This is a genomic window from Achromobacter veterisilvae (assembly GCF_900496975.1).
Lineage (GTDB): Bacteria > Pseudomonadota > Gammaproteobacteria > Burkholderiales > Burkholderiaceae_B > Achromobacter > Achromobacter veterisilvae.
On the sequence record NZ_UFQC01000011.1, the window covers coordinates 160,949 to 184,999 of the forward strand.

At 65.9% G+C, this 24,051-nt stretch carries 38 protein-coding genes, 1 tRNA gene and 1 pseudogene; 14 read left to right on the forward strand and 26 right to left on the reverse strand.

All coding sequences use genetic code 11. The features are described 5' to 3' along the window. Positions 1-13 precede the first annotated feature (13 nt). A complete protein-coding gene (cls, locus tag AVE30378_RS12630) occupies positions 14-1,471 on the reverse strand; it encodes a cardiolipin synthase (RefSeq protein ID WP_129241205.1) in 1,458 nt (485 codons plus the stop codon). Positions 1,472-1,656: 185 nt separating this feature from the next. On the opposite strand from cls, the gene AVE30378_RS12635 reads away from it, so the two are divergent. Then, positions 1,657-1,732: transfer RNA gene (locus tag AVE30378_RS12635), tRNA-His, on the forward strand. Between the two features lie 93 nt (positions 1,733-1,825). On the opposite strand, the gene AVE30378_RS12640 is transcribed toward AVE30378_RS12635, so the two are convergent. The 23 genes and pseudogenes from AVE30378_RS12640 to AVE30378_RS12745 form a co-directional block, all read right to left on the reverse strand. Next, the gene (locus tag AVE30378_RS12640) at positions 1,826-3,013 is read right to left on the reverse strand and encodes a site-specific integrase (protein ID WP_165360166.1); all 1,188 of its coding nucleotides are present in this window, start codon (positions 3,011-3,013) and stop codon (positions 1,826-1,828) included. Beyond that, positions 2,901-3,245 carry a DUF4224 domain-containing protein gene (locus AVE30378_RS33105; RefSeq protein WP_129241207.1) on the reverse strand — a complete coding sequence of 115 codons (345 nt, stop codon included), beginning with the start codon at positions 3,243-3,245 and terminating at the stop codon, positions 2,901-2,903. The genes AVE30378_RS12640 and AVE30378_RS33105 overlap by 113 nt, the downstream gene beginning before the upstream one ends. Then, positions 3,182-3,886: an ASCH domain-containing protein gene (locus AVE30378_RS12650; protein ID WP_129241208.1), complete on the reverse strand. Its 705-nt coding sequence runs from the start codon at positions 3,884-3,886 to the stop codon at positions 3,182-3,184. The genes AVE30378_RS33105 and AVE30378_RS12650 overlap by 64 nt, the downstream gene beginning before the upstream one ends. Next, a complete protein-coding gene (locus AVE30378_RS12655) occupies positions 3,883-4,176 on the reverse strand; it encodes a hypothetical protein (protein ID WP_129241209.1) in 294 nt (97 codons plus the stop codon). Before AVE30378_RS12655 ends, AVE30378_RS12650 begins: the two co-directional genes overlap by 4 nt. Next, complete coding sequence (locus AVE30378_RS12660; protein ID WP_129241210.1) at positions 4,169-4,555, reverse strand: hypothetical protein; 387 nt, start codon at positions 4,553-4,555, stop codon at positions 4,169-4,171. Before AVE30378_RS12660 ends, AVE30378_RS12655 begins: the two co-directional genes overlap by 8 nt. Further along, positions 4,545-5,414: a hypothetical protein gene (locus AVE30378_RS12665; protein ID WP_129241211.1), complete on the reverse strand. Its 870-nt coding sequence runs from the start codon at positions 5,412-5,414 to the stop codon at positions 4,545-4,547. The genes AVE30378_RS12660 and AVE30378_RS12665 overlap by 11 nt, the downstream gene beginning before the upstream one ends. Then, positions 5,411-5,776 carry a hypothetical protein gene (locus AVE30378_RS12670; protein WP_129241212.1) on the reverse strand — a complete coding sequence of 122 codons (366 nt, stop codon included), beginning with the start codon at positions 5,774-5,776 and terminating at the stop codon, positions 5,411-5,413. Before AVE30378_RS12670 ends, AVE30378_RS12665 begins: the two co-directional genes overlap by 4 nt. Continuing rightward, on the reverse strand, positions 5,773-7,554 hold the full coding sequence (locus AVE30378_RS12675; protein WP_129241213.1) for an AAA family ATPase: 1,782 nt from the start codon (positions 7,552-7,554) through the stop codon (positions 5,773-5,775). Before AVE30378_RS12675 ends, AVE30378_RS12670 begins: the two co-directional genes overlap by 4 nt. 9 nt (positions 7,555-7,563) lie before the next feature. Beyond that, positions 7,564-7,791, reverse strand: coding sequence for a DNA translocase FtsK (locus AVE30378_RS32840; protein WP_279636196.1), 228 nt, complete (start codon positions 7,789-7,791; stop codon positions 7,564-7,566). A 30-nt stretch (positions 7,792-7,821) separates the two neighbouring features. Next, a pseudogene (locus AVE30378_RS12680) lies at positions 7,822-8,730 on the reverse strand (recombination-associated protein RdgC); the annotation flags it as partial. 9 nt (positions 8,731-8,739) lie between these two features. Then, positions 8,740-9,984, reverse strand: a complete 1,245-nt coding sequence (locus tag AVE30378_RS12685; protein WP_129241215.1) for a hypothetical protein — start codon at positions 9,982-9,984, stop codon at positions 8,740-8,742. Positions 9,985-9,986: 2 nt separating this feature from the next. Beyond that, positions 9,987-10,205, reverse strand: coding sequence for a hypothetical protein (locus tag AVE30378_RS12690; protein ID WP_129241216.1), 219 nt, complete (start codon positions 10,203-10,205; stop codon positions 9,987-9,989). 3 nt (positions 10,206-10,208) lie between these two features. Continuing rightward, positions 10,209-11,009, reverse strand: a complete 801-nt coding sequence (locus AVE30378_RS12695) for a RecB family exonuclease (protein WP_129241217.1) — start codon at positions 11,007-11,009, stop codon at positions 10,209-10,211. A 16-nt stretch (positions 11,010-11,025) separates the two neighbouring features. Beyond that, entirely contained in the window at positions 11,026-11,238 is a 213-nt protein-coding gene (locus tag AVE30378_RS12700; protein WP_129241218.1) for a hypothetical protein, read from the reverse strand. Next, complete coding sequence (locus AVE30378_RS12705) at positions 11,235-11,444, reverse strand: hypothetical protein (RefSeq protein ID WP_129241219.1); 210 nt, start codon at positions 11,442-11,444, stop codon at positions 11,235-11,237. The genes AVE30378_RS12700 and AVE30378_RS12705 overlap by 4 nt, the downstream gene beginning before the upstream one ends. Then, complete coding sequence (locus tag AVE30378_RS12710) at positions 11,441-11,698, reverse strand: hypothetical protein (protein ID WP_129241220.1); 258 nt, start codon at positions 11,696-11,698, stop codon at positions 11,441-11,443. The genes AVE30378_RS12705 and AVE30378_RS12710 overlap by 4 nt, the downstream gene beginning before the upstream one ends. Continuing rightward, positions 11,695-11,979 carry a DUF3846 domain-containing protein gene (locus AVE30378_RS12715; protein WP_129241221.1) on the reverse strand — a complete coding sequence of 95 codons (285 nt, stop codon included), beginning with the start codon at positions 11,977-11,979 and terminating at the stop codon, positions 11,695-11,697. Before AVE30378_RS12715 ends, AVE30378_RS12710 begins: the two co-directional genes overlap by 4 nt. Beyond that, positions 11,976-12,335, reverse strand: coding sequence for a hypothetical protein (locus AVE30378_RS12720; protein WP_129241222.1), 360 nt, complete (start codon positions 12,333-12,335; stop codon positions 11,976-11,978). The genes AVE30378_RS12715 and AVE30378_RS12720 overlap by 4 nt, the downstream gene beginning before the upstream one ends. Beyond that, entirely contained in the window at positions 12,332-12,544 is a 213-nt protein-coding gene (locus tag AVE30378_RS12725) for a hypothetical protein (protein WP_129241223.1), read from the reverse strand. The genes AVE30378_RS12720 and AVE30378_RS12725 overlap by 4 nt, the downstream gene beginning before the upstream one ends. Beyond that, positions 12,541-13,041, reverse strand: a complete 501-nt coding sequence (locus AVE30378_RS12730; RefSeq protein WP_129241224.1) for a zinc-finger-containing protein — start codon at positions 13,039-13,041, stop codon at positions 12,541-12,543. Before AVE30378_RS12730 ends, AVE30378_RS12725 begins: the two co-directional genes overlap by 4 nt. A 103-nt stretch (positions 13,042-13,144) precedes the next feature. Continuing rightward, entirely contained in the window at positions 13,145-13,525 is a 381-nt protein-coding gene (locus tag AVE30378_RS12735) for a hypothetical protein (RefSeq protein ID WP_129241225.1), read from the reverse strand. A 172-nt stretch (positions 13,526-13,697) separates the two neighbouring features. Next, positions 13,698-14,084: a hypothetical protein gene (locus AVE30378_RS12740; protein ID WP_129241226.1), complete on the reverse strand. Its 387-nt coding sequence runs from the start codon at positions 14,082-14,084 to the stop codon at positions 13,698-13,700. Between the two features lie 104 nt (positions 14,085-14,188). Further along, complete coding sequence (locus AVE30378_RS12745; protein WP_129241227.1) at positions 14,189-14,635, reverse strand: helix-turn-helix domain-containing protein; 447 nt, start codon at positions 14,633-14,635, stop codon at positions 14,189-14,191. Between the two features lie 98 nt (positions 14,636-14,733). Here AVE30378_RS12745 and AVE30378_RS12750 point away from each other — a divergent pair, with 98 nt between their 5' ends. Beyond that, entirely contained in the window at positions 14,734-14,964 is a 231-nt protein-coding gene (locus AVE30378_RS12750) for a hypothetical protein (RefSeq protein ID WP_129241228.1), read from the forward strand. 408 nt (positions 14,965-15,372) lie between these two features. On the opposite strand, the gene AVE30378_RS12755 is transcribed toward AVE30378_RS12750, so the two are convergent. Further along, the gene (locus AVE30378_RS12755) at positions 15,373-15,528 is read right to left on the reverse strand and encodes a hypothetical protein (protein WP_244235029.1); all 156 of its coding nucleotides are present in this window, start codon (positions 15,526-15,528) and stop codon (positions 15,373-15,375) included. Positions 15,529-15,627: 99 nt separating this feature from the next. Between AVE30378_RS12755 and AVE30378_RS12760 the strand changes: the two genes are divergently transcribed. Genes AVE30378_RS12760 through AVE30378_RS12805 form a run of 11 tightly spaced genes read left to right on the forward strand, consistent with a single transcriptional unit; the run spans position 15,628 to position 22,890 of the window. Further along, complete coding sequence (locus AVE30378_RS12760; protein ID WP_129241230.1) at positions 15,628-16,227, forward strand: hypothetical protein; 600 nt, start codon at positions 15,628-15,630, stop codon at positions 16,225-16,227. After that, positions 16,224-18,161, forward strand: coding sequence for a DNA cytosine methyltransferase (locus tag AVE30378_RS12765; protein ID WP_165360168.1), 1,938 nt, complete (start codon positions 16,224-16,226; stop codon positions 18,159-18,161). Before AVE30378_RS12760 ends, AVE30378_RS12765 begins: the two co-directional genes overlap by 4 nt. Before the next feature lies 1 nt (position 18,162). After that, on the forward strand, positions 18,163-18,513 hold the full coding sequence (locus AVE30378_RS12770; protein ID WP_129241231.1) for a hypothetical protein: 351 nt from the start codon (positions 18,163-18,165) through the stop codon (positions 18,511-18,513). After that, positions 18,510-18,923, forward strand: a complete 414-nt coding sequence (locus AVE30378_RS12775; protein WP_129241232.1) for a hypothetical protein — start codon at positions 18,510-18,512, stop codon at positions 18,921-18,923. The genes AVE30378_RS12770 and AVE30378_RS12775 overlap by 4 nt, the downstream gene beginning before the upstream one ends. Beyond that, positions 18,920-19,522, forward strand: a complete 603-nt coding sequence (locus AVE30378_RS12780) for a hypothetical protein (RefSeq protein ID WP_129241233.1) — start codon at positions 18,920-18,922, stop codon at positions 19,520-19,522. Before AVE30378_RS12775 ends, AVE30378_RS12780 begins: the two co-directional genes overlap by 4 nt. Next, positions 19,519-20,343, forward strand: coding sequence for a DNA adenine methylase (locus AVE30378_RS12785; protein WP_129241234.1), 825 nt, complete (start codon positions 19,519-19,521; stop codon positions 20,341-20,343). Before AVE30378_RS12780 ends, AVE30378_RS12785 begins: the two co-directional genes overlap by 4 nt. After that, entirely contained in the window at positions 20,340-20,477 is a 138-nt protein-coding gene (locus tag AVE30378_RS32590; protein ID WP_165360169.1) for a hypothetical protein, read from the forward strand. Before AVE30378_RS12785 ends, AVE30378_RS32590 begins: the two co-directional genes overlap by 4 nt. Next, the gene (locus AVE30378_RS12790) at positions 20,474-21,556 is read left to right on the forward strand and encodes a DUF1376 domain-containing protein (RefSeq protein ID WP_129241235.1); all 1,083 of its coding nucleotides are present in this window, start codon (positions 20,474-20,476) and stop codon (positions 21,554-21,556) included. Before AVE30378_RS32590 ends, AVE30378_RS12790 begins: the two co-directional genes overlap by 4 nt. Beyond that, positions 21,553-21,777, forward strand: a complete 225-nt coding sequence (locus AVE30378_RS12795; RefSeq protein WP_129241236.1) for a hypothetical protein — start codon at positions 21,553-21,555, stop codon at positions 21,775-21,777. The genes AVE30378_RS12790 and AVE30378_RS12795 overlap by 4 nt, the downstream gene beginning before the upstream one ends. Beyond that, a complete protein-coding gene (locus AVE30378_RS12800) occupies positions 21,777-22,271 on the forward strand; it encodes a RusA family crossover junction endodeoxyribonuclease (protein WP_129241237.1) in 495 nt (164 codons plus the stop codon). The genes AVE30378_RS12795 and AVE30378_RS12800 overlap by 1 nt, the downstream gene beginning before the upstream one ends. After that, positions 22,261-22,890 (forward strand): hypothetical protein, encoded by a 630-nt coding sequence (locus tag AVE30378_RS12805; protein ID WP_129241238.1) that lies wholly within the window; start codon positions 22,261-22,263, stop codon positions 22,888-22,890. Before AVE30378_RS12800 ends, AVE30378_RS12805 begins: the two co-directional genes overlap by 11 nt. 60 nt (positions 22,891-22,950) lie before the next feature. Here AVE30378_RS12805 and AVE30378_RS12810 read toward each other — a convergent pair whose 3' ends face one another. Beyond that, a complete protein-coding gene (locus AVE30378_RS12810; protein WP_129241239.1) occupies positions 22,951-23,310 on the reverse strand; it encodes a hypothetical protein in 360 nt (119 codons plus the stop codon). A 185-nt stretch (positions 23,311-23,495) separates the two neighbouring features. On the opposite strand from AVE30378_RS12810, the gene AVE30378_RS12815 reads away from it, so the two are divergent. Beyond that, the gene (locus AVE30378_RS12815) at positions 23,496-24,047 is read left to right on the forward strand and encodes a putative metallopeptidase (RefSeq protein ID WP_129241240.1); all 552 of its coding nucleotides are present in this window, start codon (positions 23,496-23,498) and stop codon (positions 24,045-24,047) included. The last annotated feature ends 4 nt before the right edge of the window (positions 24,048-24,051 follow it).

Below are 24,051 nucleotides of genomic sequence, written 5' to 3' on the forward strand. Positions count from 1 at the left end.
TGCGGCGGCGGCGTCACAAATAGGGCGTTGCCAGCCAGATCACCTTGTTGCGCAGGCGCTTGGCGAAAGGCGCCTGCTGCAGGGTTTCCAGCGTCTCGCGCCGGGCCTGGCCGATCAGTTCGTCGACCCGCGCGGCGATCCAGCGCGCCACGCCGGCGTCGTAGATTTCGGTGTCCAGTTCGAAGTTCAGCCGCAGGCTGCGCGGATCCAGATTGGACGACCCAACATAGGCCCAGGCGTCGTCCACGGTCATCAGCTTGGAATGGTCGAACGCGCCGCGCGAGCGCCAGACCCGGCAGCCGGTGCGGATCACCTGGTCCAGTTGCGCCGTCATCGCGTAGTCGACCAGCCGCAGATTGTTCTTGCCGGGGATGACGATGTCCACCGCCACCCCTCGGCGCGCGGCCGTCGCCAGCGCGCCGATCAGCGTCTGGTCGGGCAGGAAGTAGGGCGACTGGATGCGGACATGGCGCTGCGCCACCGCGAGCGCGCCCAGCAGCATATTGTGTGAACTGCCCAGCGCGCGGTCGGGGCCGGACGGCACGCAGCGCATCGGCACGCAACCGGTGAGCGGTATGGCGCTGGGGTCGAACCAGGGCTTGGCGGGCAGCGATTCGTGCGTGGTGAAGTTCCAGTCGTGCGCGAACACCGACATCAACTGCGTCACGATCGGGCCTTCCACGCGGAAGTGCGTGTCGCGGTTGGTGGCGGGACCGGCCAGCGCGCTGACAAAGGCCGCGCGCACATTCATGCCGCCGGTGAAGCCCACCCGTCCGTCGATGACCAGCACCTTCCGGTGGCTGCGCAGATTGGCGTAGGGCATGCGCAGCACGCCCAGCGGATTGGTCATGAAGCGCGCCACCGGCACGCCGCCGCGGGCCAGCATGCGGACGATGGGAGGGCGGGAGTACTTGGAGCCTATCGCATCGATCAGCACCCGGACTTCGACGCCGCGCGCCCGCGCTTCGATCAAGGCCTGCGCCATTTCGCGCCCGATCGGATCGTTGTCGAAGATGTAGCTCTGCATCGCCACGGCGTGGCGCGCGTCGCGGATCGCCCGCAGCATGGCCGGATAGGCCTCGTCGCCGCCGGCCAGGGGCTGCACCGCGTTGCCGCCCAGAAGGCGGAACCGGCTGACCCGGTCGCCCAGCACCTTCAGCGAGGCGAACTGCGGGCCGGAGATCGGCACCACGTCCACGGGCGCCGTCTCGACCTGTTCCGCGTCCACCACCATTGCTTCGTCGCGCTGCTGCGACAGCCGCGTCTTGCGGATGCGGTTGATGCCGGCCACGAAGTAGAACAGCGCCCCGAACAGCGGCGAAAACAGCGCCACCCCCACCCAGCCGATGGCCGCCCGCACGTCCTGTTTGGTCATCGCGGCATGCACCGCCGCGCCCGTCCCGGCCACGACGCTGATGGCAAATACCAGGTGGGGCCAGTAATCGATCAAGATAGCGTGTATGCGGTCCATGGCGATGGCGAAAGAGACAGCCTCCAGAGGGGATCAATGCGCAAGGATATCAACACGGCGGGGCCTGGCAAGTAGGCAGGCCCCGCCCGCTTCCACACCGTTCAAAAAAACGTGCTAGAATTCGGCCTCTTCGTTGATGAGCGTCTCTTTTCAGAGACAGCGCGGCGAAGAAAGCAGTACCAGAGGTGGCTGTAGCTCAGTTGGTAGAGTCCCGGATTGTGATTCCGGTTGTCGTGGGTTCGAGCCCCATCAGCCACCCCAAGAATTTAATGAAATCAGGCACTTACGCGAAAGCGAAGTGCCTTTTTTCATTCCATATTCCGAAAATTAGAACGAAAATCCAAATTTTAGAATCTACTCGGTCGCGTCGGCGCGCTTGACGGTGCGCCTGTCATAGTGGCGATGGGTGGTTTCAGGGTTTGCATGGGCCGCGAAGTCATATGCATCCGGCGCCCTTTGCGCAAGCTTTCTGGTGATCGCTGCGGGCCGGATATCCTGAAGGGCAAAATAAAGCGCATGATCGGTCACTAGGTCGCCCTCCTTGACCTTCGTGTCCCGAGTCCGGATCCATGCGTTCATGGCGTCCTGCCAGGATGATCCCCAGCCGGAGCGCGAGTAGCATGCTGACCGCGCGCGCGACGGTGCAAATAGGTAGGGCGAGAGGCGACCCGGGTCGGTTCGATCCAGCGCGCGCGCCACGACACAGCGCAGCTTGCGCGACCAGTTGCGCACCTTTTCGACGGGCTTTTGCCCCTTTTTTCTTTTGGCCGACAGCACCACCGCGCCGTCCGGCCGCAGGCCGGACTTTTGAAACGGTCGCACTTCGGAGGCGCGATAGCCTGTCAGATAGGTGAACATCGCTGCGCAGCCCAGCGTGCGATAGTTCTGACGCTGTCGGAGGGACCACAGGTAGAAGCGTAGAACTTGGCGGCGCGAGACGCTGCGCTGCGGCTTGCCGTCGTCCCCGTGGTCCGCGGAAGTCGAATACCGCATGTCGGTAAATGGGTTCCGTTCCATAAGGTCGTCGCGTACAAAGTAATGGCAGATGGTCGTCATCATGGCCATTTCCTTTTTGCCACGCTCTGGGGCTCCTGCATCCGCGCGTGCTGTCAGGTATTGATATCCGTGCGTTTGTCGCAGCGCCCTGGGGTTCATGGCTCCGAAAAACGAGGTCAGCGCCTTGAATTGCGCCTTCCGATCGTCCTTGCCGTTCTTGCTTTGGTCGATGAAATGTTTGGGCGCATACACAAGTTCGAATCGTTCGATGCCCTCGGCGACCGATCCCGCAGTGACCTTGCCCTCCAGCAGCGCCGCTGCTTTGACACGGGCTAGACGCCATGCCTCGTTTATAGCCGCACGGTCGCCCAGCGCCGCTGAAGCCAACGTTTCACTGGTGTTCAGATGCTTATAGATGAACGAAACGCGGCGGCTACCGACCCGTTTGTAGACGCGATCGAGCCCGGTCCTTTCCCACGCACGCGAAGGCGTCGAGGTTCGGCTCGTTCTTGAGCCTGCTACCTTGCGCGGCCGCTGCTTTTCCATCGCTGATTCCCATCCTTTTATCGTGATATGCACGCGCTACGCGCGGCAAGCCATTCCTTCCCCGTTCCCACTTCCAGGCGTTCGTATCCAGCCATCGCGCCATGATGCTTCGTTGGTTGGCTTGACAGCCGACCAGCTCGGCCAACTCTGATGCAGAAAGGTATCCGCTCATCGGACGGTCTCCCGCTCGGCTACAGGTGCCTGGACGCGGAACTCCACCACCCATACCCATGGGTTCGTGTCCCAGGCGCCAGCGCCGTTAATTTGCTCCCACAGTGCGCGGAACATCGCGCGCGGCATCGATTCGCCCGCTGGCGTGGTCATGGCCAGGTCGGCGGCGGACGGGTTCAGGCCGACACCTTCGGCGAGGGCATCCATGTGGTTGATGGCCTGGAGCCGTTCCACGCGCACGCGCGTGACCTCCAGCATCAGGCGGCACGCCCAGCGCGGCATGTGTATGGGAGGCGCGGTCGCGCCCCGCTTCCCCCGGTACCGGTGCAGGTCGAGCCACGCGTCCGCCGCCGCACTGGCGTTTTCGATCGGCAGGAAGGCGTTGTCGGCGAGGTAGCGGACGCCATCGAGGCCGCCAGGCTGTTCTTCCGCGCGGACAGTTTCCCGTATCCACAGGCGGTCGCCGGGCTGGCCGTAGGGGCAGAGGATAGCGTCGCCGGTTCGGGTGTGCCAGATCGCGGCCTGGGAGGGGGCGGGCGTGCCGTCAGAGAAGCGCACTCCAGGGCCGCCGACCGTGGTGGGTTCCCATTGGCCGAGCGGGTTGTGGTGCGGAAGCTTTACGGCGCGCCGCGTCTGCGTCTTGTCGCCGGCCAGCACGGCGCGCACCATGGCAGCGTTGAACAGGATAGGGCGTTCTTTCAAGGTTCCACCTCCCTGAACTCTTCGGGGATGACGGGGTAGTCGGCCTCTTCCCCTTTCAGCTCGACGACGACGGGCCCGTGGCGCATGTCGCCGGTCATCCGGCCATCCAGGCTCGCGCGTTCGTGCGGGCGCAGATTGCTCCATTTGGCAATGACGTAGGGGCCAACCGCCAGCCCGCGCGGCTGGGCTCGCTCCATTGCGCCGACCGAGATGTCGCGCTCGCGGCACCATTGCTCGGCCTCGCGGCAAGCTTCGAAGTTGCCGCCCAGGGTGTCGAATACTTTACGCATTTGCGCCTCCGTCCTTGTGGTCCGAGTGGGCCTGGGCGCCGATCTCGGCCGCGCCTCGGACGATGGCCCGATTTGGGTCAAAGTCCGTGGCCAAGGTGACCTCCTCGCCATGGTCCCAGGTGATGCAGCCCCAGCCGCCGCCCTCCAGCGGCACCAGGCCCAGGCCCAGCTTGACCTGTAGGCGGCGGTTGTCGCCGTCGTCGGTGAGCGGGTTCCAAACGAACTCGCGGTCGTGTCCGTTGTGGTCCTGGTTGTCCGCGTGCAGGTACAGGATGCCGTCGTTGATCTCGCAGTACCGCAAGGAGATTTCATCGTCGGCCACCTCTTGCGCCCAGTTCGCTCGCGCCGCCAGCTCCAGCAATTCGCGATCAGTTCGCATCGATCCCTCCTTGCTTCTGCGCTGCACCAAACCGCGCCAGCGTCTGCCGGGCAAAGCGCATTACCGTTTCCTTGGATTCACAGATGTCACCCGACGGCCAGAAGGCTTCCGCCCATAAGCCAAGAAGGGCCTCATCTGTTGGCGGACGGTCCTGGCGAGGCTGACTTCCCTCCGGCATTGCCTGGACCATGGCTGCCCAGCAAACCCGTGCGGATTCCGCGGATTGGCGGCAGCCCGATAGCGCCTTGTAGGTTTCCGTGTCTTGAAAGCAGGAGACGGCCTCGAATCCTGCCACAACCATGGATTCGGTCGGCAGCGGTTCTTGCTTCTGCGCTCCCGGTTGCACGACCAGCGCAGCGCGTGCCTCCGACTCGATGCAGTAGAGCTGCAGGATTTCGTCGACCACGGCGGTGTCGCCGGCATACCAGCGCTGGCCCAGCTCTTTCAGATGGCCGGTGAGCTGGCGCAGCATTTCCGCCAGGTCGGGCCTCGTCCCGCCCCGTTTGAGCGTGCCGATCGACTGTCCAAGCAGGCCGGTGTAGTCCACGCGGGTGCTGCTGTGGTCAGTGGTGAGCAGGCGGATGTGCGCCATCCCGTCCCCGGCGCGCTGCTGGCGGTCATGCTCGAATGTGCTGTCGTTGTGGTGGGCGGCATACCAGGCATCGAAGGTCGGCAAGCCGGCCGATTCGCACTGGGTGATGACGCCGGCCTGCCGAACGTCGGCGTCCAGCCGGTCAATGAGGTGGAGGGCGCTGCGCAGGTCCTCCCGGCGGACCTGGCAGATGTTCGGGTTGTCGCCCGCGGCCGGCGCGGCGAACGACGCCTCGCGCAGGCGCGCAATGGTGGTGTGAAAGCTCATGCTGCGAGTTCCCTCCAGGTGACAACGTTGCTGGCGGCATGCGTCATGTGCGGTTGGTCGGCCGCGGCTCGGGCCGCGATCGTGCGCATGGTCAAGTCGTAGCGCATTGGCTTTCGCGCAAAGGGCCGGTAGGGCGCCGGCGTGACGGCGGAGCGGCTCACGTCCAAGAATCGCAGCAGGAAGGGATACAGGGCATCGGGCGTGGTTTCCGGTGCCATCCAGCCCATGCGCTCCGCGATTAGTTCGGCCAACTGCGCGTTGCTGGTCGCCGGCTTCACCCGTACGCCCAGCAGGCGCAACTGCTCGGCCGTCATGCGTCGGGCCGTCTGCATTTCCGTGGAGTGGTGGCGGATGGTTGTCATGCCGCCTCCTTGAGCTTGGCCGGGCCGGCGTGGCCCTGTTCGAGCCAGTGGACGGTGAAGGCGTCGGAGGGCGCCGGCGGCGCTGCTTTGAGCGTGCCCAGCACCAGGATGGTGTCCATGCGGCCGTCGGCGGACAGCGCGTCGACCAGGCCCAGGGCGTCGCCGCGGCCCGGCAGGTCCAGCACATCGAAGCGGTCCAGGATCAAGCAGCGCAGGCCGGAGATCTCGGCAAGCGCCGCGCCGATCAGGGCGTCCACGCGCCAGCGTTCCGACTCCGACAGCAGGCGATAGGACCGGCCACCCCAGGTGATCCCCATGTCGGCAGCGATAGCGGGCGTCAACCAGCCCGCGAGCTCGGCCAGGTCGGCCAGCTTGGCGTTGAAGGGCTGCAGAGCCTCTGCCAGGATCTCGCCCGGGATGCCATCGGGCGAGAGTGCATCGCCGATTGCCAGCCAGGCCAGGACATCGGCGTGATACCGGGTGGCATTGGCGGTGCGCTCCGCAGCGCTGGTGGCGGCCTGTTTGGCGTTTAGCAGAGCCTGCACGCGATCGTCGACCGCCTTGCGCTCGGCGCGCAGCGCGGTCACCTTGGCGCGGGCCGCTTCGACGTCGGCGGGCCGGATCTCCTCCGGCGCGGTCTCGTCCTGAAGCTGCACCGCCGCTACTTCCGCCGCGCTGATGTCGCGGAGGTCGTTTTCGACGCTGCGCGCCATCAAGTCGCGGGCTTCGATGGCCTTGGGCAGTGCCGCGGACGCCTCGGCATCGCCGACCGCACCAATCTTGCCGAATTGGCGTTCATACTCGGTCAGGGCGACCAGCGACCTGCCGTGCAGATCCACCGAGAAATGCTCGTCGGCCAGGGTGTCGAAAGCCTCCGCCAAGCTATCGGCCAGCGCGTGCACCAGACCAACCCGCGGGCCGGTCCCCGCCTTCGCCTCCAGCGCGCTGACGCGCTCGGCCAGATTGGCGTGTTCGGCCCGGTCGAACTCCAACTTTTGGCGCAGGGCCGGCAGCTTTGCGGCCTGGGTCTGGCGTGCGGCCACCAGGTCGCGCGCGGCGGCATAGGCGGACGCCTTCTGTTCGAGCGCGCCCTGGGCCTTGACGTTCTGCTCCAGCTTGGCATCCACGCCGGCCAACGTCGCGCGCTCGCCCACCAGCGCCGCCTGGTCGAACGGCGGGATTTCCGCGGCCCAGCCTTCGGCCTTCTGGCTACCCCATTGCTCGCCAGCAACGGCCTTCCATGCGCCCTTGGCCTCGGTCGCCTGCTGTTTTGCGTACTCGGCGCCGGCGGCGAAGCCGCTGCGTAGGATGGGCTTGATCGACGGAACCAGGAGAGGGCTGCATCCGCGGTCCAGCAGCCGACGCTCGATCTCGTCGGCCTTCACGTTCGTGCCGCTCAGGGCGAACAGGAGGGTGCGGCGCTCATCCGGCTTGGCCGCGGCGAAGCGCTCGGGTGCCAGGACGTAGGGCAGGGCTGGCGACTGCGGCACCAGCACCTCGCCCGATTGCGTGCCCTTCGGCAGGCCGATGCCGACCGTGCCGTCGTCCAGATCCAGCGCGACGGCGCCGACCTTCGCGCCCTCCGTGACCAGCGCGCCGAATTCCTTCTTCAGGCCGACCCGCTCGGGCGTGCCCAGCAGTGCCAGGCGCACGGCCTCGGCGATGCTGGACTTGCCGGCACCGTTCGCGCCGGCGATAAGCGCGGCAGGCGTGCGCAGGTCCAGGTCCACGGCGCGTGCGCCCTGGAAGTTCTCGATGGTGATGCGGTTGATTCGCATGGCGGCTCCTTAGGCGCGCAGCTCGCGGCTGCCGTTGGACTGCATGGCCGTCACCAGGCCCGCCATCTCCATGGATTCCAGGAGGCGGGCGGCGCGGTTGTAGCCGATGCGCAGATGGCGTTGAATGAGGGAAATGGAGGGGCGGCCGTGCTTACGGACCAGGGTGACGGCCTCCATGTACAGTGGGTCGATGGCGTCGTTAGCGTCGTCGCCGTCGCCGTCGCCTTCGAGCGGCATCTGGCCCGCCGTCGGCGCCGCATTGGTGGCGGCGGATTCCTGGATTTGCTTCTCACCGCCCAGGGCATAGACCAGCTCGGCCAGCAGCTTGGCGATTTCCCCGGCCATCAACAGGAATTCCGCGTCGAAGACCTCGGCATCCGTGTCGTTGGCCGGGTGGTTCTCTTTCAGCACGTCCAGCGGCCGGATCTTTCGGATATCCAGATCCTCGGTCAGTTCGAACGAGATCTTGTCCGCCCAGGTCATGGCGAGGCGCGTGCACTGCTTGCCGGATTGGATGTGGCGGCGCACGTCGTCGGCGTCGATCGAGTGCTTGACGTAGCGGATGGCGGCACCGCTGGTGCCCGAAGCACGCAGCTCGGCGTCCTGGTCGATGCTGAAGTTGGCCGGCGCCTCGTTTTCGGCCAGCCAGCCGGTCATGGCGGACGCCGGCGACATGGCGACATACAGGTTTTCGAGCGGGAACGGCTCGATGGATTTCGCCAGGAGTCCGATGACCATGTCCGCCTTCGCGGGCGTGCTGGTGTCGATGATCAGCCAGCGCTCGATGGGGTCGATCCAAAGGCGAATATCGTCGTACTGCGTCAGGGCCGTGGGCAGCTTCTCGTCGATGATCTTTTCCCGGATCTCCTTCATCAGCTTCCGGCCGGGCTTGAACCCCTCGCGTTCCTCGAACTCGCGGGCGCGCGCGGCCGTGGCCTGGTTGATGGCCTTGCCGGGCAGCAGCTTGGATTGGACGCGCAGCGTCAGGATGATCTTGCCGCTGACGGCGTGGGCCAGGTCGGCGCCCTCGCGCGGCGGCACCCAGCCGAGCGTCTGGAGTTCCAGTTGGCCGCCGGGCACGAAGGCATGAGCGGCCAGCTTGTCGTTCAGCTCGTCCAGGTTCCAGAAGGGCGCGGCGGACGTGAGGCGGTAAATCTTGGCGTTCTTGAACATGATGGCGTCCTCTTATTCCGGCGCGGCCATACGGGGGCGGCGGGAGGCGCCGGCCGGGCGCTGTTGCTGTTGCTGCTGCTGAGCCTGCGCTTGCTGCTGGGCGTGCTGCTCGGACTGCTTGACCATGGCGGCGCGGCGCTCCTGATAAATCTGATGCAGGCGCGCGCGAATTCCGAGGTCGTCGACACCGTCGATGGAGTCGCTGGCCAGGTCCAGCACGTCCAGGGTCTTGGCGCTGACGATCTGGTGTTCGACCGCGGCCGGGTCCAGGCCAGGATCCGCGTCAGCGCCGGGCAGATTGCCCTGTTGCCCGTCGGCCGGCGCCGCCTGAGCGGCAGGGGCGGCCGCTGCCGCGCCCTGCGCCGGGTTACCGGCCTCGGCTTGCGCCTTCGCGCGGGCGGTGTTGGTGTTTGCGACGGGGTCGCGGGCCTCCAGGTCTGTCGCATCGGCCTGCGCCGCCGCCGGCTGGCGCTGGGCCGGCTGGGCGGATTGGCGCAGCTCATCCACGTTGACGCTGATGGTGCCGTCGGGGGCAGTGGTGGCCTCGATAATGTCCTGGGCTTCTTCAACCGTCTGCAGGCCCATCAGCAACTCGGGCGCGTAGAGCTTGCCGAAGAAGCTGGCGGTGCGGTACCGAAGCATGACCTCGTCCATGGTCTGCCACTTGCTGCCGTTCTTCGTGTACCAGCCTTCGAGCACGGCCATCTCGATCGACACGGGCGGCGACTCGATCACCTCGCCGGTCTCCTTCTCGATCGCCCAGGCCACGCACACCTTGTCGTCGATCTTGACCTTCTCGACCTTGGTGTGCCGCTGGTTGTTCTCCCAATAGCTCGACTTGTATTCGACCTCGCGCTCACCGCGGCTCTCGATGCGAAAGCGCAGGGGCGAAAAGCGGCCGCAGCCGTTGATTGCCGCAATGATCCACTGCGACGACCAGGACGGCCGGCCCTCGACGATGTAGAGATTCTGCATCACCATCAGCGGGTCGGCGCCCATGCGCTGCGCCATATTCAGCGCGACAACCGAATTCGCAAGGGCGTTCGGATTTTCGCGGCTTTCCTTGACATTGCCGTAGCGGTCCAGCTTCTCGATCGTCTGACGGTAGGCCACGGGCACAAGGGTGCTGCTGGAAAGCAGGCGGGCGGCCCGCTGCATCAGTTCGAAGCCTTGCAGGCTGCTGAAGCCGGGGGCGACCGCGGGCAGATTGGCTTCGGCCGGTGTGCGCAGGCCCTGGACGGTGTTGGTCTGAGTCATGATCAGTTTCCTTTCTGCTGGTTGCGGTAGGCTTGGTATTCGGCGGCCGTGGCCATGGCAACGGACTGGCGCTCTTCGGGTTTGGCCTTGGTGTCGTACTGCTGGACCTGGCTGACCAGGAAAGCGGCCGGATCCCAGGCCAGGTGCTGGGTGACGACCGTTTTGCCGGCCTGGTCGGTGCGCCGGACGTACACGTCGCGGCTGACCGGGTGGATAGACATGGCTCAGCCTTTAAATTTGCAGGTGGGGTGACGCGGGCAGTACTTTCCCGAGCAGAGGACGGACTTGGGATTGCCGTAGAAGCTGCCGCTGTGCACCAGGCGGGACGCGTGCTGGAGCAGGCCGGGGCTGTCGACGTCGCCGACGAGCGCGTTGCGCGCGCCAGCGATCTCGCCAGTGCCCACGCGCTGCGCAGTTGCCGTCTTGCCGGTTTGCAGGCCGATGATCTGCGCGGGCGCGGTGATCTGTTCGCCGATGGCGTGCTGGGCGAGGATCTCGTACACGCCCATCTGTGGGCCGTGGCCGGCGGTCGTGACCGTGCCGTCCGACCCGACGGCGCGGGCGCCGCTCTTGAGGTCGGTAATGCCAAGCTCGCCGCTGTCGGTGCGCCGGACGCGGTCGGTCGTGCCCGTGAGCGCGATTCCCAGGTCGGAGATCTCCATGCGATCGCACGTAAGTTCCACCGCAACGTAATCCTGGTGCGGCGCAATCTGCGCGCAGTAGCGCGTGTGCAGCGCCAGGCCGATGCGCTCGGCGTCGCGCGGCTGCGCATCGTCCCAATCGACTTCCTCCTCGGTGTCGTAAAGGGCCTTGATCAGTTCGCCGGCGGCGTCGTCGGGCGTGATGGGGCTGCCGTCCAGCTTCGCCTGGTCGAATGCGGCGGTGCCGGCGTGGATTGCTGTGCCGAGGCGCGCGGCGCCAGAAGACGGCATGCGCATGCCCAGCAGGTTCTTGGCTTCCCAGCGGGCAGGGCAGTCGAATAGCTCGGCCAGGCTGGACGCACGGATCGGAATGATTCGTTGCATTGTCGGGACTCCGGGATCAGTAGGGGGCGTGCGCCGCGGAGGCGGCGTTCGCGGAATGGGTGGTGGTGGCCACCGCCTGGGGAGCGGCGTCGAGCGTCGGGCCCAGCACGCCGGTCATGGCGACCAGGAACGCCGTGGCGCCGACGATCCCGGCGACATAGGCGACCAGGTCGAGGTCGCGGCCGGTGCGGCGCGCGCGGCGCCAAGTGATGCGAAGGCGGCGGATCATTGGACGTCCCCCTCGGCCGGCGATGGGAAGCAACCTTCGTCGTCGCGGCGCTCCTGATAGGCGCGGTACTGGCCGGTGCGGGCTTCCTGCTTGCGGGCCTTGCAGGACTTCGAGCAGAAGCGGGCCCAGCCGCGGGCGCGGTCCGCCGTCCTGGCGGTGAACGTGCCGCCGCATGCCTGGCACTGGTATTGGGCGGTGGAGGTCATTGCTGCTCCCCCTTGGCCTTGGCGATGGCGGCGCACCCGACAGCTACAGCAGCTTCCACGCGGGGCCCGCGTTGATAGGCCACGTCCATACCAAGCAGCGCTTCCAACGCCTCCAGCAGCTCCGGCGCGGCGACGGCCCGGAGCGCGGCCGCCGCGATGGCGTGGCTGGAACCATTGCCGTGGGCGTACTGCTGGCAAGCGGCCTGGAACTGGGCGTCCAGCGCGGCGCGTTCGATCATGGCGGCGGCGCTCATGCTTCCCTCGCGTAGTCGGAGTCCGGCACGATCACGACGTCGCCGCGGATCTGGTGGGGAACGCCGCGGGCGTCCTGATACAGGCGCGTGGCCGCCGGGTTGACGGGCAAGTTCTTCCGGATGCCGCCGTCATCGACCAGCATCACGTGCACGCGGTCGGCGAGGCTGACGGTGTCCAGGGCGTCGGCGCCGATCATCTGGCGGACGTCCTGCAGGGCATGCGGCCCGTGCAGCTCGGTTTCGGCGCCGTCGGCGCGGATCAGCTTGCGGATGGGCTTCATGCGCCGGCCTCCTGCTCAGCGTCGAGCGCGGCCTGGGCGATCTGCGCCAGCTCGAAGTCGCGATCGAGGATGCCGGTGGAGCCGCCGGCGATCTGTGCCAGCGCCGTGCGCAGGCGGGCATTGGCGATGCGCAGCGCCAGGTTCTTCCTCTGGAGAGCAACAGAATCGGTGACCATCTTCGGCTGGGCATGCTCGGCCGCGATGTACGGGCGGCCCTGCAGCGCGGTCTCGGCGCGGCTGGCGATCCAGCGCAGGCGGCGCGTCTGCGTCGAGCTGGCGCGCGCCGTGCGCCTGATGTGGTCCAGGGCGTCCTGGTAGATTTCGGCCGTGGACGGCAACGGGATAGGGGCGTTCATAACGGGCGGTTCTCCAAGGTGGGTGCCGCGCTAGCGCGGATCTGCCGGCTGGGCATGCAGTCGAAGGTGACGCGGGTGGTGGGCGGGAAGACGGCCAGGACGTCCAGGCATTCGGCCTGGGTGGCGAAGCGCTCGATCACCATGACGGGCGGACGGTCGGGGGTAGCGGGCAGGAAGGCCAGCAGGACCCAAAGCGTGGCGGCGGTCATGCGCGGCTCCCGAGCTGGGCGCGGCATACGTCGGCGGCGCGGTCGGCCTGGTCGTGGCCGAACATGCCGAAGTGGCAGATCGACGGCGCAATCCCCAGGGCCTTCGCCAGCCAGGCGTACGCGGCGGTGCGGTTGTTCGCGAAGCGCTCCTTCGTCAGGCGCTGGAACAGGAATTTCGCGTCCTTGCGCGCCTTGATGGTCTCCTTCGAGGCCATGACGCCCAGCGGCAGATCGGTATCGGGGTGCAGGCCCACGTAGGCGCCGCAGTGCGCGCAGCGGTAGACGAAGGGCCAGTCGCCGTACTCGCGACCGTAGATTGTCGCGTTGGATTGCAGGTACACGTCCCTGCCATCGCAGCAATGGCAGGCCGTGGGCGGCGCGATGCGATCGCGCACGCGCGCCAGGGCGCGGCGCGACACATGGGGGAGGGGGGCGGGCGCCGCCAGCTTTTGCTTGCTCCGGCTGCGCGGGTCCACGCCAAGAACGGTGATGCTCATGGTTGTGCACTCCAGGGGTCGGTGCGGCGGCGATACGCGGCATAGATGTCGATGCCGCGTGCCATCGCGTAGGCGACGGGGAAGAGAAGGAGGGCGGCGGCGATCACAGGACCACCTCGCCGGTGTCGCGCATGGAACGCTCGATCAACATGCGGGCTCGCTTGACCAGCTCGGCGCGCAGCGCCTGCACACCGCGGGCGCCGATGCGCCGGTGGTCCGGGTGTTGGCTGATTACCGTCAGGACAACGCCGGCGGCATCGCGCGGCGCCAGGTCGCATTGCAGCGTTTCAACCCACCAGTCCAGCTTTTCGCCGAAGGCGAGGCGAGTGCGACCGGCGAAGAGGTCGCGAAGGGCGCCGATGATCTGGCCATCCGAGATTTCTGACACGCGAGTTTTGCGTTCGCGGTGGTAGTAGCCGTGGTCGGCGGTGCGGGTGGGGTCGTCGGGCCGGGTGGCGTCTGACGGGGGGATGTGGACTTGCATGGCTTCTCCCGTATTGGCTACCTGTTGGGGTCAGGTCGGCAGCACCAGAGATTCCTAGCACTGTAATGCTAGATTCTAAGCATTAAATGGCTAGTGTCAAGCATTTTGATGCTAGATAGGCACAACAAAAAAGCCGCACTGGGCGGCTGTCGTGTGACGGGGAGGTGGGGCGCTACCGGTCTTCGATAGAAAAAAGGCTTTCACCCGAAGGAAGGAATTTGCAAAGCGCCCGTTGCGGCAGGACATTTCCAAAACCATTCTTGGCCTCAAAGTCCAAGCGAACCAGCACGGCGCCGTCGTTCAACGTCTGTACAGCGGCACCAAACACGCTGAAATTTACGGATGAGGGGAACTTTGCTGCCGCACGCGTCCTGGCCTGACAGGAGGCCATCGCATCATTTTCACTTATCACCGGTTTGACTTCGGGTGTGGCGTTGTCCGTTGATTGCTTCCCAGGGATGCTGGCCAGAATGCCGGATATGACTAGGAGGCCGAGAAACCCCACTATCTTCATGCGGCCTTGGCGGCGCAGGTCTGCGAGCGATGTAGGTTTTTTCATGTGTCCCAAACAAAATGATAATGCTAGACACGGATGGTAATTAACATGGCAAATTTTTTTGGCCCCAGCCGTTCACCCAAAGCACATTGCCGTCGACGTGCCACCTAGGCGGCTCCGCGCTTACTTTTAATATCTGGTCCATCCTGCGTGGCGGAATAAGCTGCGCTGTAGCCGCGAGCATTGAGCATCAGGTAGGTACGCTCAGGCTCGTTCAAGATACGAAAAATCGATAGCAGCTCTTGCTCATCGCTACGAAGATCTGTGACCGGCGGCTGGGCGGTACCGACAGATGATGAACTGGACGAGGTGTCCAATGCGGGCGGTTTGAGCGGATCGAATCCCGAGACCAACAGTTGCCACGCCTCGAACTTGAAAAACCTCGCGATCTGCTGGACCGTCTCGACGTTCGGGTTGCCAGAGCCGTACTTGATGCGCCCCAGCGTGCCGTCAGCGACGCCCATGAGTTTCGACAGGTTCAGGCGTGAGATGTCCTGTCGCGTTTCCAGCAACTTGGTGACGCTCTGAGCGAGGATTTCTTTCACATCTGGCATTGGATTGCTAGTTTATAGATCTGGCGTAGCCTTTTGGTGCTTGATGATCTAGCCACATAATGCTAGATTGGCGGCATACTTACTTATGAGTGACCGCCATGTCCATGATCACCACCGTTCGTTCGCAGTTGCTGGCGCGTAAGGGTAGCTGGCCCGCCATCTGTGACCGAGCAGGCGTCTCCTATTCGTGGCTGACCAAGTATGCCCAAGGCAAGATCACCAATCCCGGCTCGCGCCAGTTGGAGGCCGTAGCTCGCTGTCTGGAAAGCAGCAATGAACAAGCGGCTGCCGTTGCGCCGGTCGAGCATCGTGAGGGCGGCCATGCGTAAGACGGCGCTGGCTACCGCGTTGCGTGAGGTGTTCCTCAGGTTCCTGGAGATCCTGATGGCTGAACAAAGCCGATCGGACGACTCTCCCCGGGTTGCACCTGCATCACTGCCACAACTGATTGGTGCGGCACCCACGCTTCGTAATCCCTTGAAGGATGCAATTGCGTGGGAGACAGCCGCAGGCCGAGATAGTGCGTATTGGTCCAGTCGACGCGCGAACACTCCACTGCAGGATGACCCTCGAAATCTGTCGTCTGCTGCCTCGCAAGTACCTCTGCCGCGCCCGATTCTCGGTGCAGCACAACATGCCAATTTCCAGCCATGGTCAGTTCCTTCTCCGAAGTAGGGTTGTGTGAGAGCGCCCATTCTAAGGAGCTGGAACTGGCCGCCCATTCGAGCCGCCGTGCCCTAATGAAGCGTGGCCGGCGCCGAGCGCGCCGGTTCGGCGTCGGCGCGGTCGTCCGTTTCCATGCACAGCCGCTCGAACACCGCCCGCACCGTGGCTTGGTCAGCGTCGCCGACGACACCGTCGGCAATCTCCTTTGCCAATTTCAGCAGCGCCATCGTGGCCTGCGCCGCACCACCTTTTTCTCGCACATCCATTTTCGCTACCCCCGTTTCGACTGGCGTGCGGGAAATGTAACTGCCCGGAGTACCTGACGCATGCGACATGAATCGCACAAAACCCTGATCGCCATCCTGCGCGAGCACACCTCGGCGTGGCGCAAGTCCCAGGACTGGTCTCGCGAGACGATGGCGGAATACATCGTCGCCGCGCACGAAACTCTGAACGGCCCGGCCAGCACCGGCATCCGGTTCGAACCCCATACCCAGGACACGTTCGGGCGCCTCAAGGTGAACGCCGACCGCGTCTTCCGCTGGCTGGACGACGAATCCAAGGATACGAACCTGCTGCCGGCCAACTTCATCCCGTCGATCCTGGCGGCGATGCCGCACGACCGGCGCCGGCATTGCGTCGATGACATGCTGCGCCCGCTGGGTCTGGCCGTGCGCACGCTTGCGCTGGAGGCCGGAGACGCCCTCGCTCAGGGGCAGGTCACCAATCTCATGCGTGAGCAGACCGAAGCAGCCGCTGCCGCGGTGGCACTGCTCGACGCGAACGCCACGCCGGCTCAACTGGTGAGCGCCCACCGCGAGCTGTCGGAATCGATCGTCGCGGCCCGCGGCGTGCGCGCGGCGATCGAAGGCCAGATGTCGCGGGCCGGCATCGACGTCCCGGCGAAGGAGGCGGATCCGTCATGATCTCCGACATCAACCATTTCCATCTGTTTTCGGGCGCCGGTGTCGGCGCGGCAGGCATGCAAGACGCCCGGCCGGAAATCCCGGGCCTGACCGGCCGCATGGTTTGCCTTGGTGGCATCGACGTGGACCCAGCCGGCGCGGCCGACTTCTTCGGCTTCACCGGCGTGCGCTGCACTGTGCGCGACCTGTTCAGTCGCCAGCAGTACGTCGCCTTCCACGGGCGTGAGCCGCCCGGCGGCTGGACCGAGGCCATGCCCGCCGATATACGGGCGGCTGCTGGCGGTTGCCGGCCGCACATCCTATTCCTTTCGGCGCCGTGCAAGGGCTTTTCCGGCCTGTTGTCGCATTCGCGCAGTCTGACCGCCAAGTACCAGGCGCTGAACGAACTGACGCTGCGCGGAATGTGGCTGGCGATGGAGGCCTGGAAGGATGATCCGGTCGAGGTGATCCTGTTCGAGAACGTGCCGCGCATCGCCTCGCGCGGGCGCCACTTCCTGAACCAGATCGTCCAGTTGCTGCGCCACTACGGCTATATCGCGCGCGAAACCGCCCACGACTGCGGCGAGCTGGGCGGGCTGGCGCAGAGCCGCAAGCGCTTCCTGATGATCGCGCGCCACGCCGAAAAGGTGCCGGCCTTCATCTATGAGCCGCCCCAGCGTCCGCTGCGCGCCGTGGGCGAGGTCCTGGGCCGCATGCACCTGCCGGGCGACCTGCGCGCGGGTCCGATGCACCGCATCCCGAACCTGAGCTGGAAAACGTGGGTACGGCTGGCCTTTGTAGAAGCGGGCAGCGACTGGCGCAGCTTGAACCGCCTGGCGGTGCAGGACGGCTATCTGCAGGATTACATCCTGGTGCCGGAAATGCGCCGCGGTGCCCTGGGGGTGCACAGCATGCAGGACAACGCCGGCGTCATCGCCGCGCGCAACTACCCGCTGAACGGCGCTTTCTCCGTGGCAGATCCGCGTTTCGATCCGTCGGCGGCGTGGAAGGATGGCCAGGCCTACGGCGTGCGCCGCTGGGATGCCTCGACCGGCACCGTCGCCGGCCAGCAGGGCCCGGGCCAGGGCGCATACAGCGTCGCCGATCCGCGTCACCACGGCCCGGCCAAGCACAGCAATGAATTTCGCATCGTTCGCTACGAAGCCGCCGCGCGCGCCGTCACCGGCGCCCATGGCACGGGGCAGTGTGTCGCAGACCCGCGCACTGGTTGGCCCAAAACCGCCCATGGCAACAAGTTGGCCGTCACGGCCTACGAAGATCCTGCGAAGACCATCACCGGCGCGCGGTTCGGCAGTGGTGGGCTGTGCGTAGCAGACCCCCGCGGTGGCCCGGACGCCAGCAAGCTGCACGGGAAGTACCACACGGCGCGCTGGCACGAGCATGCCCACGCCGTTATCGCCGGCAACGCTAATGGCGCGTTTTCCGTGGCGGATCCTCGTCCGGGCCTGGCGCGCACGCGCGGCGACCACTATCTGACGGCCGGGCACTACGGTGTCGCGGCCTGGGACCAACACGTCGGCGCCGTCTCGGCTTCGGCATGCCACGACAACGGTGCGTGGTCGGTGGCCGATCCGCGCGTGCTGCCGGGGGCCAACGACAAGCTGGTCTGCCGCATCATCGCCGAGGACGGCACCTGGCACCGGCCGTTCACCACGTTGGAGCTGGCCGCCCTGCAGAGCCTGTACGACCCCGACGACTACGCCGAGGCCGAGGAGCAGGGCGCCCACTTCCAGATGCATGGCAATTCTGACAGCGCCCACCGCGAGCGCATCGGCAACGCCGTGCCGAAGAAAGCAGCCCGCGCCATGGCCGAAGAAATCGGCCGCGCCATCCTGCTGTCGCGCGCCGGCGAATCCTTCCAGCTTTCGTCCACGCCGATCTGGGTGCGGCCGATCGCCACGGCGCTGGCCGTGCGCGGCGGGGAGGGGGCCTGACATGCATCCCAAGGAGCAATGTCGCCTTTCCATGGAAGGGCAGTCGAGGCCGGATGTGGTGGCGCGCCGTCGCGCCCGGCGGGCGCTCGATCCTCTGTCGTATAGGGCTGGGTGCGCCGAGTTGTGGAAGTCCGGCCCGTGGCCCTTCGACGGCGTGTCGGCCTGGGTATTTTTCCGCAATCGAAGTTTTCGCCGGTACCTGATGCCCGGCATCCAGTCCTACCTGAACGAGCGCGCCGCGGCACGGCGGGCGCGGCACTCGGCTGACATGGCCGAAAGCGAGCGCCGGTGGAAGCTTGCCAAGGCGCTGAAGAAGGCGCAGCCGCTGCCCCTATTCGAGGACACGCCATGAGCACAGTCATCAGCTTTAGCGACGCGAAGGTCTCGCGCGATCGCCGCAACTACCGTCCCGGGGCCTGCCGACACTTGCACCTGTCGTTGGACGACGAGGGCGAGATTGTCCGCTGTTCGGATTGCCAGGTGCAGGTGGGCGCCTATTGGGCCCTGACGATGCTGATCGAGCGATTTCAGCGCGAGCGCGCGTCGCTTGACGCCCGGGATGCTGGCCTGAAGGAGTTGGCCGGCCGGACGCTGCACCTCAAGGCCGCGCGCGTGATTGAAAGCATCTGGCGCGGCCGCAAGATGGCGCCGTTGTGCCCGCACTGCAGCGAGGCGATCCTGCCCGAGGATGGGATGGGTTCGTCCATGGCCAGCCTGGATATGGTGACGCGGCTGCGGGCCGCGCGCAGGGGGAAATCATGAGCTGGTCCGAGAATTCCATCGCCCGCGCGCTGGCGCGCCAGACATTCAACCGCAAATACCTGGTGGTGGTGCCGAACTGCAACTGGACCGGCCACGAATGCGACCTCCTGGTCGTGACGGAGAACTTGCGCATCATCGACGTCGAGATAAAAATCAGCCGCGCGGACCTGAAGGCCGACGCCAAGAAGGAAAAATGGTGGCGCCGCGAGCACATCGGCTCCTGGCCGTCCGTGCCTGTGTTGCGGCACAGCGCCTGGTCGAACGACCTGCGGGTCGAGAGTATTGCCCGGCGCGCCCGTTACAAAAGCACGCCGAACGACTGGCCGACAAAGGTCTGGAAGCACTATTACGCGCTGCCCAAGGAGATCTGGCACCCGGATCTGCTCGCGGCGCTTCCGAGCAGTCAGAGCGGCATCCTATTGTTGGACCGCGACGGCTGCCCGGTCGGCCAAGCCATGCGCGTGGACTGCGTGCGCCGCGCCACGCCAAACCGCGACGCGAAGCCCATCAGCCCAGCGGCGGCCGTAGACATTGCGCGCCTGGCCAGCCTGCGCATGTGGGACGCCTACGCCCGGCTCGAGAAACGGGAGGCAGCATGACTCCTAAGCGTCCCTTGGTCCGCTACCACGGCGGCAAATGGCGCTTGGCGCCCTGGATCATCCAACATCTGCCGCCGCACCGCTGTTATGTCGAGCCCTTCGGCGGCGGCGCGAGCGTGTTGCTCCGAAAGCCGCGGGCTTACGCCGAGGTCTACAACGACCTAGACGGCGAGATCGTGAACCTGTTCCGGGTCGCGCGCGACGATGGCGAGCGGCTGGCCCGGGCCTGCGAGCTTACGCCATTCGCGCGGGCCGAGTTCGACACTGCGTACGATTCGGCCGACGATCCCGTGGAGCAGGCCCGGCGAACGGTGTTCCGAAGCTTCTCCGGCTTCGGTTCGGCAGCCGTGACGGGCCAGTCCAGCGGCTTCAGGGCCAACAGTAACCGGTCCGGCACCACGCCGGCGCACGACTGGATGAACTATCCGGACTGTCTGCGTCAGCTCGTGCAGCGTCTGCGCGGCGTGGTGATCGAGAACCGGGATGCGGTCGAATGCATGGCACGACATGATGGTCCCGAAACCCTGCATTACGTCGACCCGCCTTATGTGCACTCGACGCGCTCGTTCCGTGCGCGATCACATTGCTATCGCCATGAGATGAACGACGACCAGCACGAAGCGCTGGCCAGCGCCTTGCACAAACTGCAAGGCATGGTCGTCCTCAGTGGCTACCGTTGCGACCTCTACGACCGCCTCTACTCCGGCTGGACCCGGATTGACGGTCGCGCGCATGCCGATGGCGCCCGACCGCGCGTCGAGTCGCTGTGGTTGTCGCCATCCGTTCCCAGCGCTTCGTTATTTCCATCGGAGGGCACATGATCGAGCTGAAAATGCCCGCGCCCCTGACGCCGCCGGATTGCGACCTGCGGGTGGCGCTGCGCGTGGTGGAACGGGCCCTGCAGGACGCCCTGCAGGCACCGAACATCGCACAGGGGGCAAGGGAGGCTGCATGACAAATCCCGCGCCCTATCCGGCGGACACGCGCGCCAAGGGCTGGCGGTTCGAGCTTGACCACGAACGGATCCGCCAGTCCGATACCTGGGCCCTCGCGGCGCCAGAGATCCGGCCATGGCTGCTGATGCTGTGGATGACTGCCTGGGAGCAGACGCCTTGCGGTAGCCTGCCACAGGATGACGAACTGATCGCCGCACGCATCGGCATGCCTCTGGACCAATTCCAGGCCGCCAAGGCCCGCCTGCTGCGCGGCTGGTGGCTGGCCGATGACGGCCGCCTGTATCACGACACGCTCGCCGAGCGCGTGCTGGAGATGATCGAACGCCGCGACGGCGAGCGCAACCGCAAGGCCGAATACCGCGAACGGAAGAAGGCGGAACGAGCCGCAAACCAGGCGGATAAACGTCCCAATCCGTCCCATGGTGGTCCTGATTTGTCCCATGGGACAGGCGCGGGACTCCCAGGGGACTCCGGCGGGAGTGACGCCACCGGAACCGGAACCGGAACCAGTAATACAAAAGAAATAGCAGCGGCGGCGATACATCCTCCCGCACGCGACCCTGTGGACAACTCGCCGCCGCCGTCGGAAGCCCAATGGCTTGCCGCTCAGGAAGAATGCGCCGCTGGCTACGCCAAGCTGCTGAACAGCCTGGAGCAGGTGCGTGGCAAGCGGTCGAAATTCGTCAGTACCGACACCCGGCTGGTCGCCTGGGAACGGCTGGGCTTGACCCGCGAAAAGCTGGTCGAGGCGTACCACCTGGCCGTGGCCGAACGAGAGGCGGCGGAAGACCCTAGCCCGGTCAACGCGGGGTTCCTGGACGTCTTCGTCGCCAAGGTGCTGAATCCGCCCGAAGGCGAAAGCGTCGCCGGCGCCAGGCCCGCCACCGGTGCGGGTGCTGCGGATCCACTCGCCTGGGCGACCACGGCATCGGGTATCGCCGCAAAGGGCGCTGAGCTGGGCATCGTGCAGGACGAGGGCGAGCCGTTCCCGGCGTTCAAGCTCCGCGTCCACGCCGCGGCGAACCTCTCCGAGCAGGATAGGGCCCGCCTTCGCGCCGACTTCGGGGTGCACGCATGACCGCCACCGTCCAGTGCGTCGCATGCCTGCGCTTCACCCTGCGCGAATCCCCGAAGTACGCCGAGCTGGGCCTGGGCCGGTGCTCCGGCATGGCCGACCGTCCCGGCACCTTCGTCAGTCCGTTCTATCCCCGGCAATGCCCGGAACACCAACCTGCGCCGGCGGAAAAGACCGCGGCGCGTATCGAATGGCTGCGCGATCTGCGCAGCGAGGGAGTTTGATGTCGAACCAGATCACGTTCCACGTACCCGGCCTGCCCAGGGGGAAGGGGCGCGCGAAGTCCAGCTCGCGCATCGGCCGGGATCCCCGGACCGGCGCGGCACGCGTCTTCACGCGTCACTACACGCCCGAGGCCACGGCCGCCTACGAAAGCCTGGTGAAGCTGGCCGCCGCCCAGGTCATGGCGGGGCGCGAGCCCTATACCGGGGCGATACAGATGCATTTGCATATCGTGCTGCCGATCCCGCAATCCTGGTCCGGCGTGCGCCAGCGCCGCGCCGCGGCCGGCCTGATCGTGCCCACGGTGAAGCCGGACAGCGACAACGTCGAGAAGGCCGTCAAGGACGGCTGCAACGGCGTGGTCTACCGGGACGACGTCCAGGTTGTGCTGGACAGCAAGGCCAAGATCTACGGCCTGGTCCCTGGTGTCACGGCGACCATCACCTTCCGCGACGACCTGGAGCCCGCCCAAGGAGTACGAAAAAATGCGCCGTGAAGCCGGAACTTTCTCATGCCCCGAACACGCGATCGCCGTTGCGTTCCTGATGCTGGCGTACCCGATCGAGCCCAAGAATCCCACGCAGATCATCTGCGAGGCCCTGCAGGAGCGTTTCGACGTGAGCTACGAGCGCAAGGCGCTATCGGGCCTGACGCCGCACGATTGGCACGCGCAGGCGGTCTTCACCGTCAAGGTGCTGGAGCGCACCCTGGGCGATGCCATCGGCTTCCACATCCTGCAGGCGCAGTACGGCACGGGCGAGGAAGGCGCCGCCAGCGCGCGGCGGGTGTCGGAATGGTTGAACCCGGAGGCGCCGGCAGACAGCCGGGAGCGGGAAGTCACAGACATGCTGACGGCGCACATCCTGCGCGGGCGGCCGCGGCTGCGTGACCTTTGCGATCGCTTCGACCTGCCGTACTCGGCGCTGCAGCGTCCGGCCAGCGCGTACCGCGTGCTGGTCGAGGGCGCGCGCCGCGCGGCCCTGCAGCGCCTGGACATTCGGATGCGGGACGCCGACATCGTGGTGGACCTGGAAGGGGACGTGAAGCCCACCGCACTTGACAACGTGAATCAAGATCCGCAAAATTCGCCCAGACTCGTAGCAAGTACGACCTAATGAAACGCCCCGGCCAAAAGCCGGGGCGTTTTGTTTGCCATTTGCGCTTTAAGCGCGGCGCTATTCGTTGAAGTCGGGCGCGCCGGTGCTGTCGCTGATCTCGTCCTGAAGCTCGGTGTAGTTCAGTTCATCACCATTTCGCAGTTGCGGGAGGATGTCCTCCATGTAACGCTTCGCCGTTGCGGCTTTGGCTCCCTCCAGGCTTTTGCTCGAGACCAGGGCGTAGCCGCCTACGTCCAACTCGACCATATACAGACCATAGTCGGCCAACGCATCGGTCACGGCGACGACGAAAGCCGCACGCAGTCGCTCGCGGTAGGACACGAACTTGAGTGTAGTTTGGCTGATGCGGACGCGGCTCTGCCCGGAGCGGTGGAAGAGGGCTGCCAGAACAATAGCCGTTTGGTTTGCAGTACGCACATTTATCTCCGTGAGTGCGGGTTGGTGTTTGTATTTAATCCTAAAACAGGATTAATTATTCCTGATATAGGATTTTTTGGCAAGGGTGAAGATCGCCCCACTCGATTTTTTTTCTTGGACCGGCTATGACGTCGAATCTGCGCACGACACGGCCCAGACCACCTGACCAGGCTGATCGCGCTTTTATGCCGGCGCCCGAGCTGGCGCACTGGGTCGACCAGGCCATCCTGGCCAAGGGCGGAGAGCTGCACAATCCGGAACACGCCCACCTGGTGGATGCCGACATGGCATTCCTGTGGGCGCCGGCGGCGTTTGGCAAGGCCGGGCGCACGGTGCTAGGCCAGGCCGAGCAGGTCATGTTCCGGGCCGGCGGCTGGCAGAAGGCCCGCCAGGAACAGCAAATGATCGAATGGTTCGGCTGTGTCCCGGAGTTCCTCATCACGCTGGCGGCGGACTACTGCGCCACCTGCAGCGATGCGGAATTCTGCGCCTTGGTCGAGCACGAGCTGTACCACGTGGGGCAGCGTACCGACGAATTCGGCGCGCCGGCCTTCGACAAGCTGGGCCGCCCCAAGCTGCGCATCGTCGGCCACGACGTGGAAGAGTTCGTCGGCGTGGTGGCTCGTTACGGGCCGTCGGTTGATGTCCAGCGCCTCGTCGCGGCGGCTGGCGCCGCCCCGGCCGTACCGCGGCTGAATATCGCCCGGGCCTGCGGGTGCTGCCTGAAGGTGGCATAGCGCC

Bases quoted from the DNA above. Each gene is read 5' to 3' on its own strand.
- AVE30378_RS12785 (WP_129241234.1), top strand. From the start codon at position 19,519: ATGACTCCTAAGCGTCCCTTGGTCCGCTACCACGGCGGCAAATGGCGC.
- AVE30378_RS12760 (WP_129241230.1), top strand. From the start codon at position 15,628: ATGCGACATGAATCGCACAAAACCCTGATCGCCATCCTGCGCGAGCAC.
- AVE30378_RS12730 (WP_129241224.1), bottom strand. From the start codon at position 13,041: ATGAGCATCACCGTTCTTGGCGTGGACCCGCGCAGCCGGAGCAAGCAA.
- AVE30378_RS12745 (WP_129241227.1), bottom strand. From the start codon at position 14,635: ATGCCAGATGTGAAAGAAATCCTCGCTCAGAGCGTCACCAAGTTGCTG.
- AVE30378_RS12710 (WP_129241220.1), bottom strand. From the start codon at position 11,698: ATGAGCGCCGCCGCCATGATCGAACGCGCCGCGCTGGACGCCCAGTTC.
- AVE30378_RS12775 (WP_129241232.1), top strand. From the start codon at position 18,510: ATGAGCACAGTCATCAGCTTTAGCGACGCGAAGGTCTCGCGCGATCGC.
- AVE30378_RS12800 (WP_129241237.1), top strand. From the start codon at position 21,777: ATGTCGAACCAGATCACGTTCCACGTACCCGGCCTGCCCAGGGGGAAG.
- AVE30378_RS12685 (WP_129241215.1), bottom strand. From the start codon at position 9,984: ATGACTCAGACCAACACCGTCCAGGGCCTGCGCACACCGGCCGAAGCC.
- AVE30378_RS12770 (WP_129241231.1), top strand. From the start codon at position 18,163: ATGCATCCCAAGGAGCAATGTCGCCTTTCCATGGAAGGGCAGTCGAGG.
- AVE30378_RS12780 (WP_129241233.1), top strand. From the start codon at position 18,920: ATGAGCTGGTCCGAGAATTCCATCGCCCGCGCGCTGGCGCGCCAGACA.
- AVE30378_RS12695 (WP_129241217.1), bottom strand. From the start codon at position 11,009: ATGCAACGAATCATTCCGATCCGTGCGTCCAGCCTGGCCGAGCTATTC.
- AVE30378_RS12660 (WP_129241210.1), bottom strand. From the start codon at position 4,555: ATGCGAACTGATCGCGAATTGCTGGAGCTGGCGGCGCGAGCGAACTGG.
- AVE30378_RS12655 (WP_129241209.1), bottom strand. From the start codon at position 4,176: ATGCGTAAAGTATTCGACACCCTGGGCGGCAACTTCGAAGCTTGCCGC.
- AVE30378_RS12765 (WP_165360168.1), top strand. From the start codon at position 16,224: ATGATCTCCGACATCAACCATTTCCATCTGTTTTCGGGCGCCGGTGTC.
- AVE30378_RS12790 (WP_129241235.1), top strand. From the start codon at position 20,474: ATGACAAATCCCGCGCCCTATCCGGCGGACACGCGCGCCAAGGGCTGG.
- AVE30378_RS12665 (WP_129241211.1), bottom strand. From the start codon at position 5,414: ATGAGCTTTCACACCACCATTGCGCGCCTGCGCGAGGCGTCGTTCGCC.
- AVE30378_RS12670 (WP_129241212.1), bottom strand. From the start codon at position 5,776: ATGACAACCATCCGCCACCACTCCACGGAAATGCAGACGGCCCGACGC.
- AVE30378_RS12795 (WP_129241236.1), top strand. From the start codon at position 21,553: ATGACCGCCACCGTCCAGTGCGTCGCATGCCTGCGCTTCACCCTGCGC.
- AVE30378_RS12675 (WP_129241213.1), bottom strand. From the start codon at position 7,554: ATGCGAATCAACCGCATCACCATCGAGAACTTCCAGGGCGCACGCGCC.
- AVE30378_RS12705 (WP_129241219.1), bottom strand. From the start codon at position 11,444: ATGACCTCCACCGCCCAATACCAGTGCCAGGCATGCGGCGGCACGTTC.
- AVE30378_RS32590 (WP_165360169.1), top strand. From the start codon at position 20,340: ATGATCGAGCTGAAAATGCCCGCGCCCCTGACGCCGCCGGATTGCGAC.
- AVE30378_RS12815 (WP_129241240.1), top strand. From the start codon at position 23,496: ATGCCGGCGCCCGAGCTGGCGCACTGGGTCGACCAGGCCATCCTGGCC.
- AVE30378_RS12740 (WP_129241226.1), bottom strand. From the start codon at position 14,084: ATGAAAAAACCTACATCGCTCGCAGACCTGCGCCGCCAAGGCCGCATG.
- AVE30378_RS12755 (WP_244235029.1), bottom strand. From the start codon at position 15,528: ATGGCGCTGCTGAAATTGGCAAAGGAGATTGCCGACGGTGTCGTCGGC.
- AVE30378_RS33105 (WP_129241207.1), bottom strand. From the start codon at position 3,245: ATGGGTATGGGTGGTGGAGTTCCGCGTCCAGGCACCTGTAGCCGAGCG.
- AVE30378_RS12700 (WP_129241218.1), bottom strand. From the start codon at position 11,238: ATGATCCGCCGCCTTCGCATCACTTGGCGCCGCGCGCGCCGCACCGGC.
- AVE30378_RS12715 (WP_129241221.1), bottom strand. From the start codon at position 11,979: ATGAAGCCCATCCGCAAGCTGATCCGCGCCGACGGCGCCGAAACCGAG.
- AVE30378_RS12640 (WP_165360166.1), bottom strand. From the start codon at position 3,013: ATGGAAAAGCAGCGGCCGCGCAAGGTAGCAGGCTCAAGAACGAGCCGA.
- AVE30378_RS12805 (WP_129241238.1), top strand. From the start codon at position 22,261: ATGCGCCGTGAAGCCGGAACTTTCTCATGCCCCGAACACGCGATCGCC.
- cls (WP_129241205.1), bottom strand. From the start codon at position 1,471: ATGGACCGCATACACGCTATCTTGATCGATTACTGGCCCCACCTGGTA.
- AVE30378_RS32840 (WP_279636196.1), bottom strand. From the start codon at position 7,791: ATGCCGCTCGAAGGCGACGGCGACGGCGACGACGCTAACGACGCCATC.
- AVE30378_RS12735 (WP_129241225.1), bottom strand. From the start codon at position 13,525: ATGCAAGTCCACATCCCCCCGTCAGACGCCACCCGGCCCGACGACCCC.
- AVE30378_RS12720 (WP_129241222.1), bottom strand. From the start codon at position 12,335: ATGAACGCCCCTATCCCGTTGCCGTCCACGGCCGAAATCTACCAGGAC.
- AVE30378_RS12725 (WP_129241223.1), bottom strand. From the start codon at position 12,544: ATGACCGCCGCCACGCTTTGGGTCCTGCTGGCCTTCCTGCCCGCTACC.
- AVE30378_RS12690 (WP_129241216.1), bottom strand. From the start codon at position 10,205: ATGTCTATCCACCCGGTCAGCCGCGACGTGTACGTCCGGCGCACCGAC.
- AVE30378_RS12750 (WP_129241228.1), top strand. From the start codon at position 14,734: ATGTCCATGATCACCACCGTTCGTTCGCAGTTGCTGGCGCGTAAGGGT.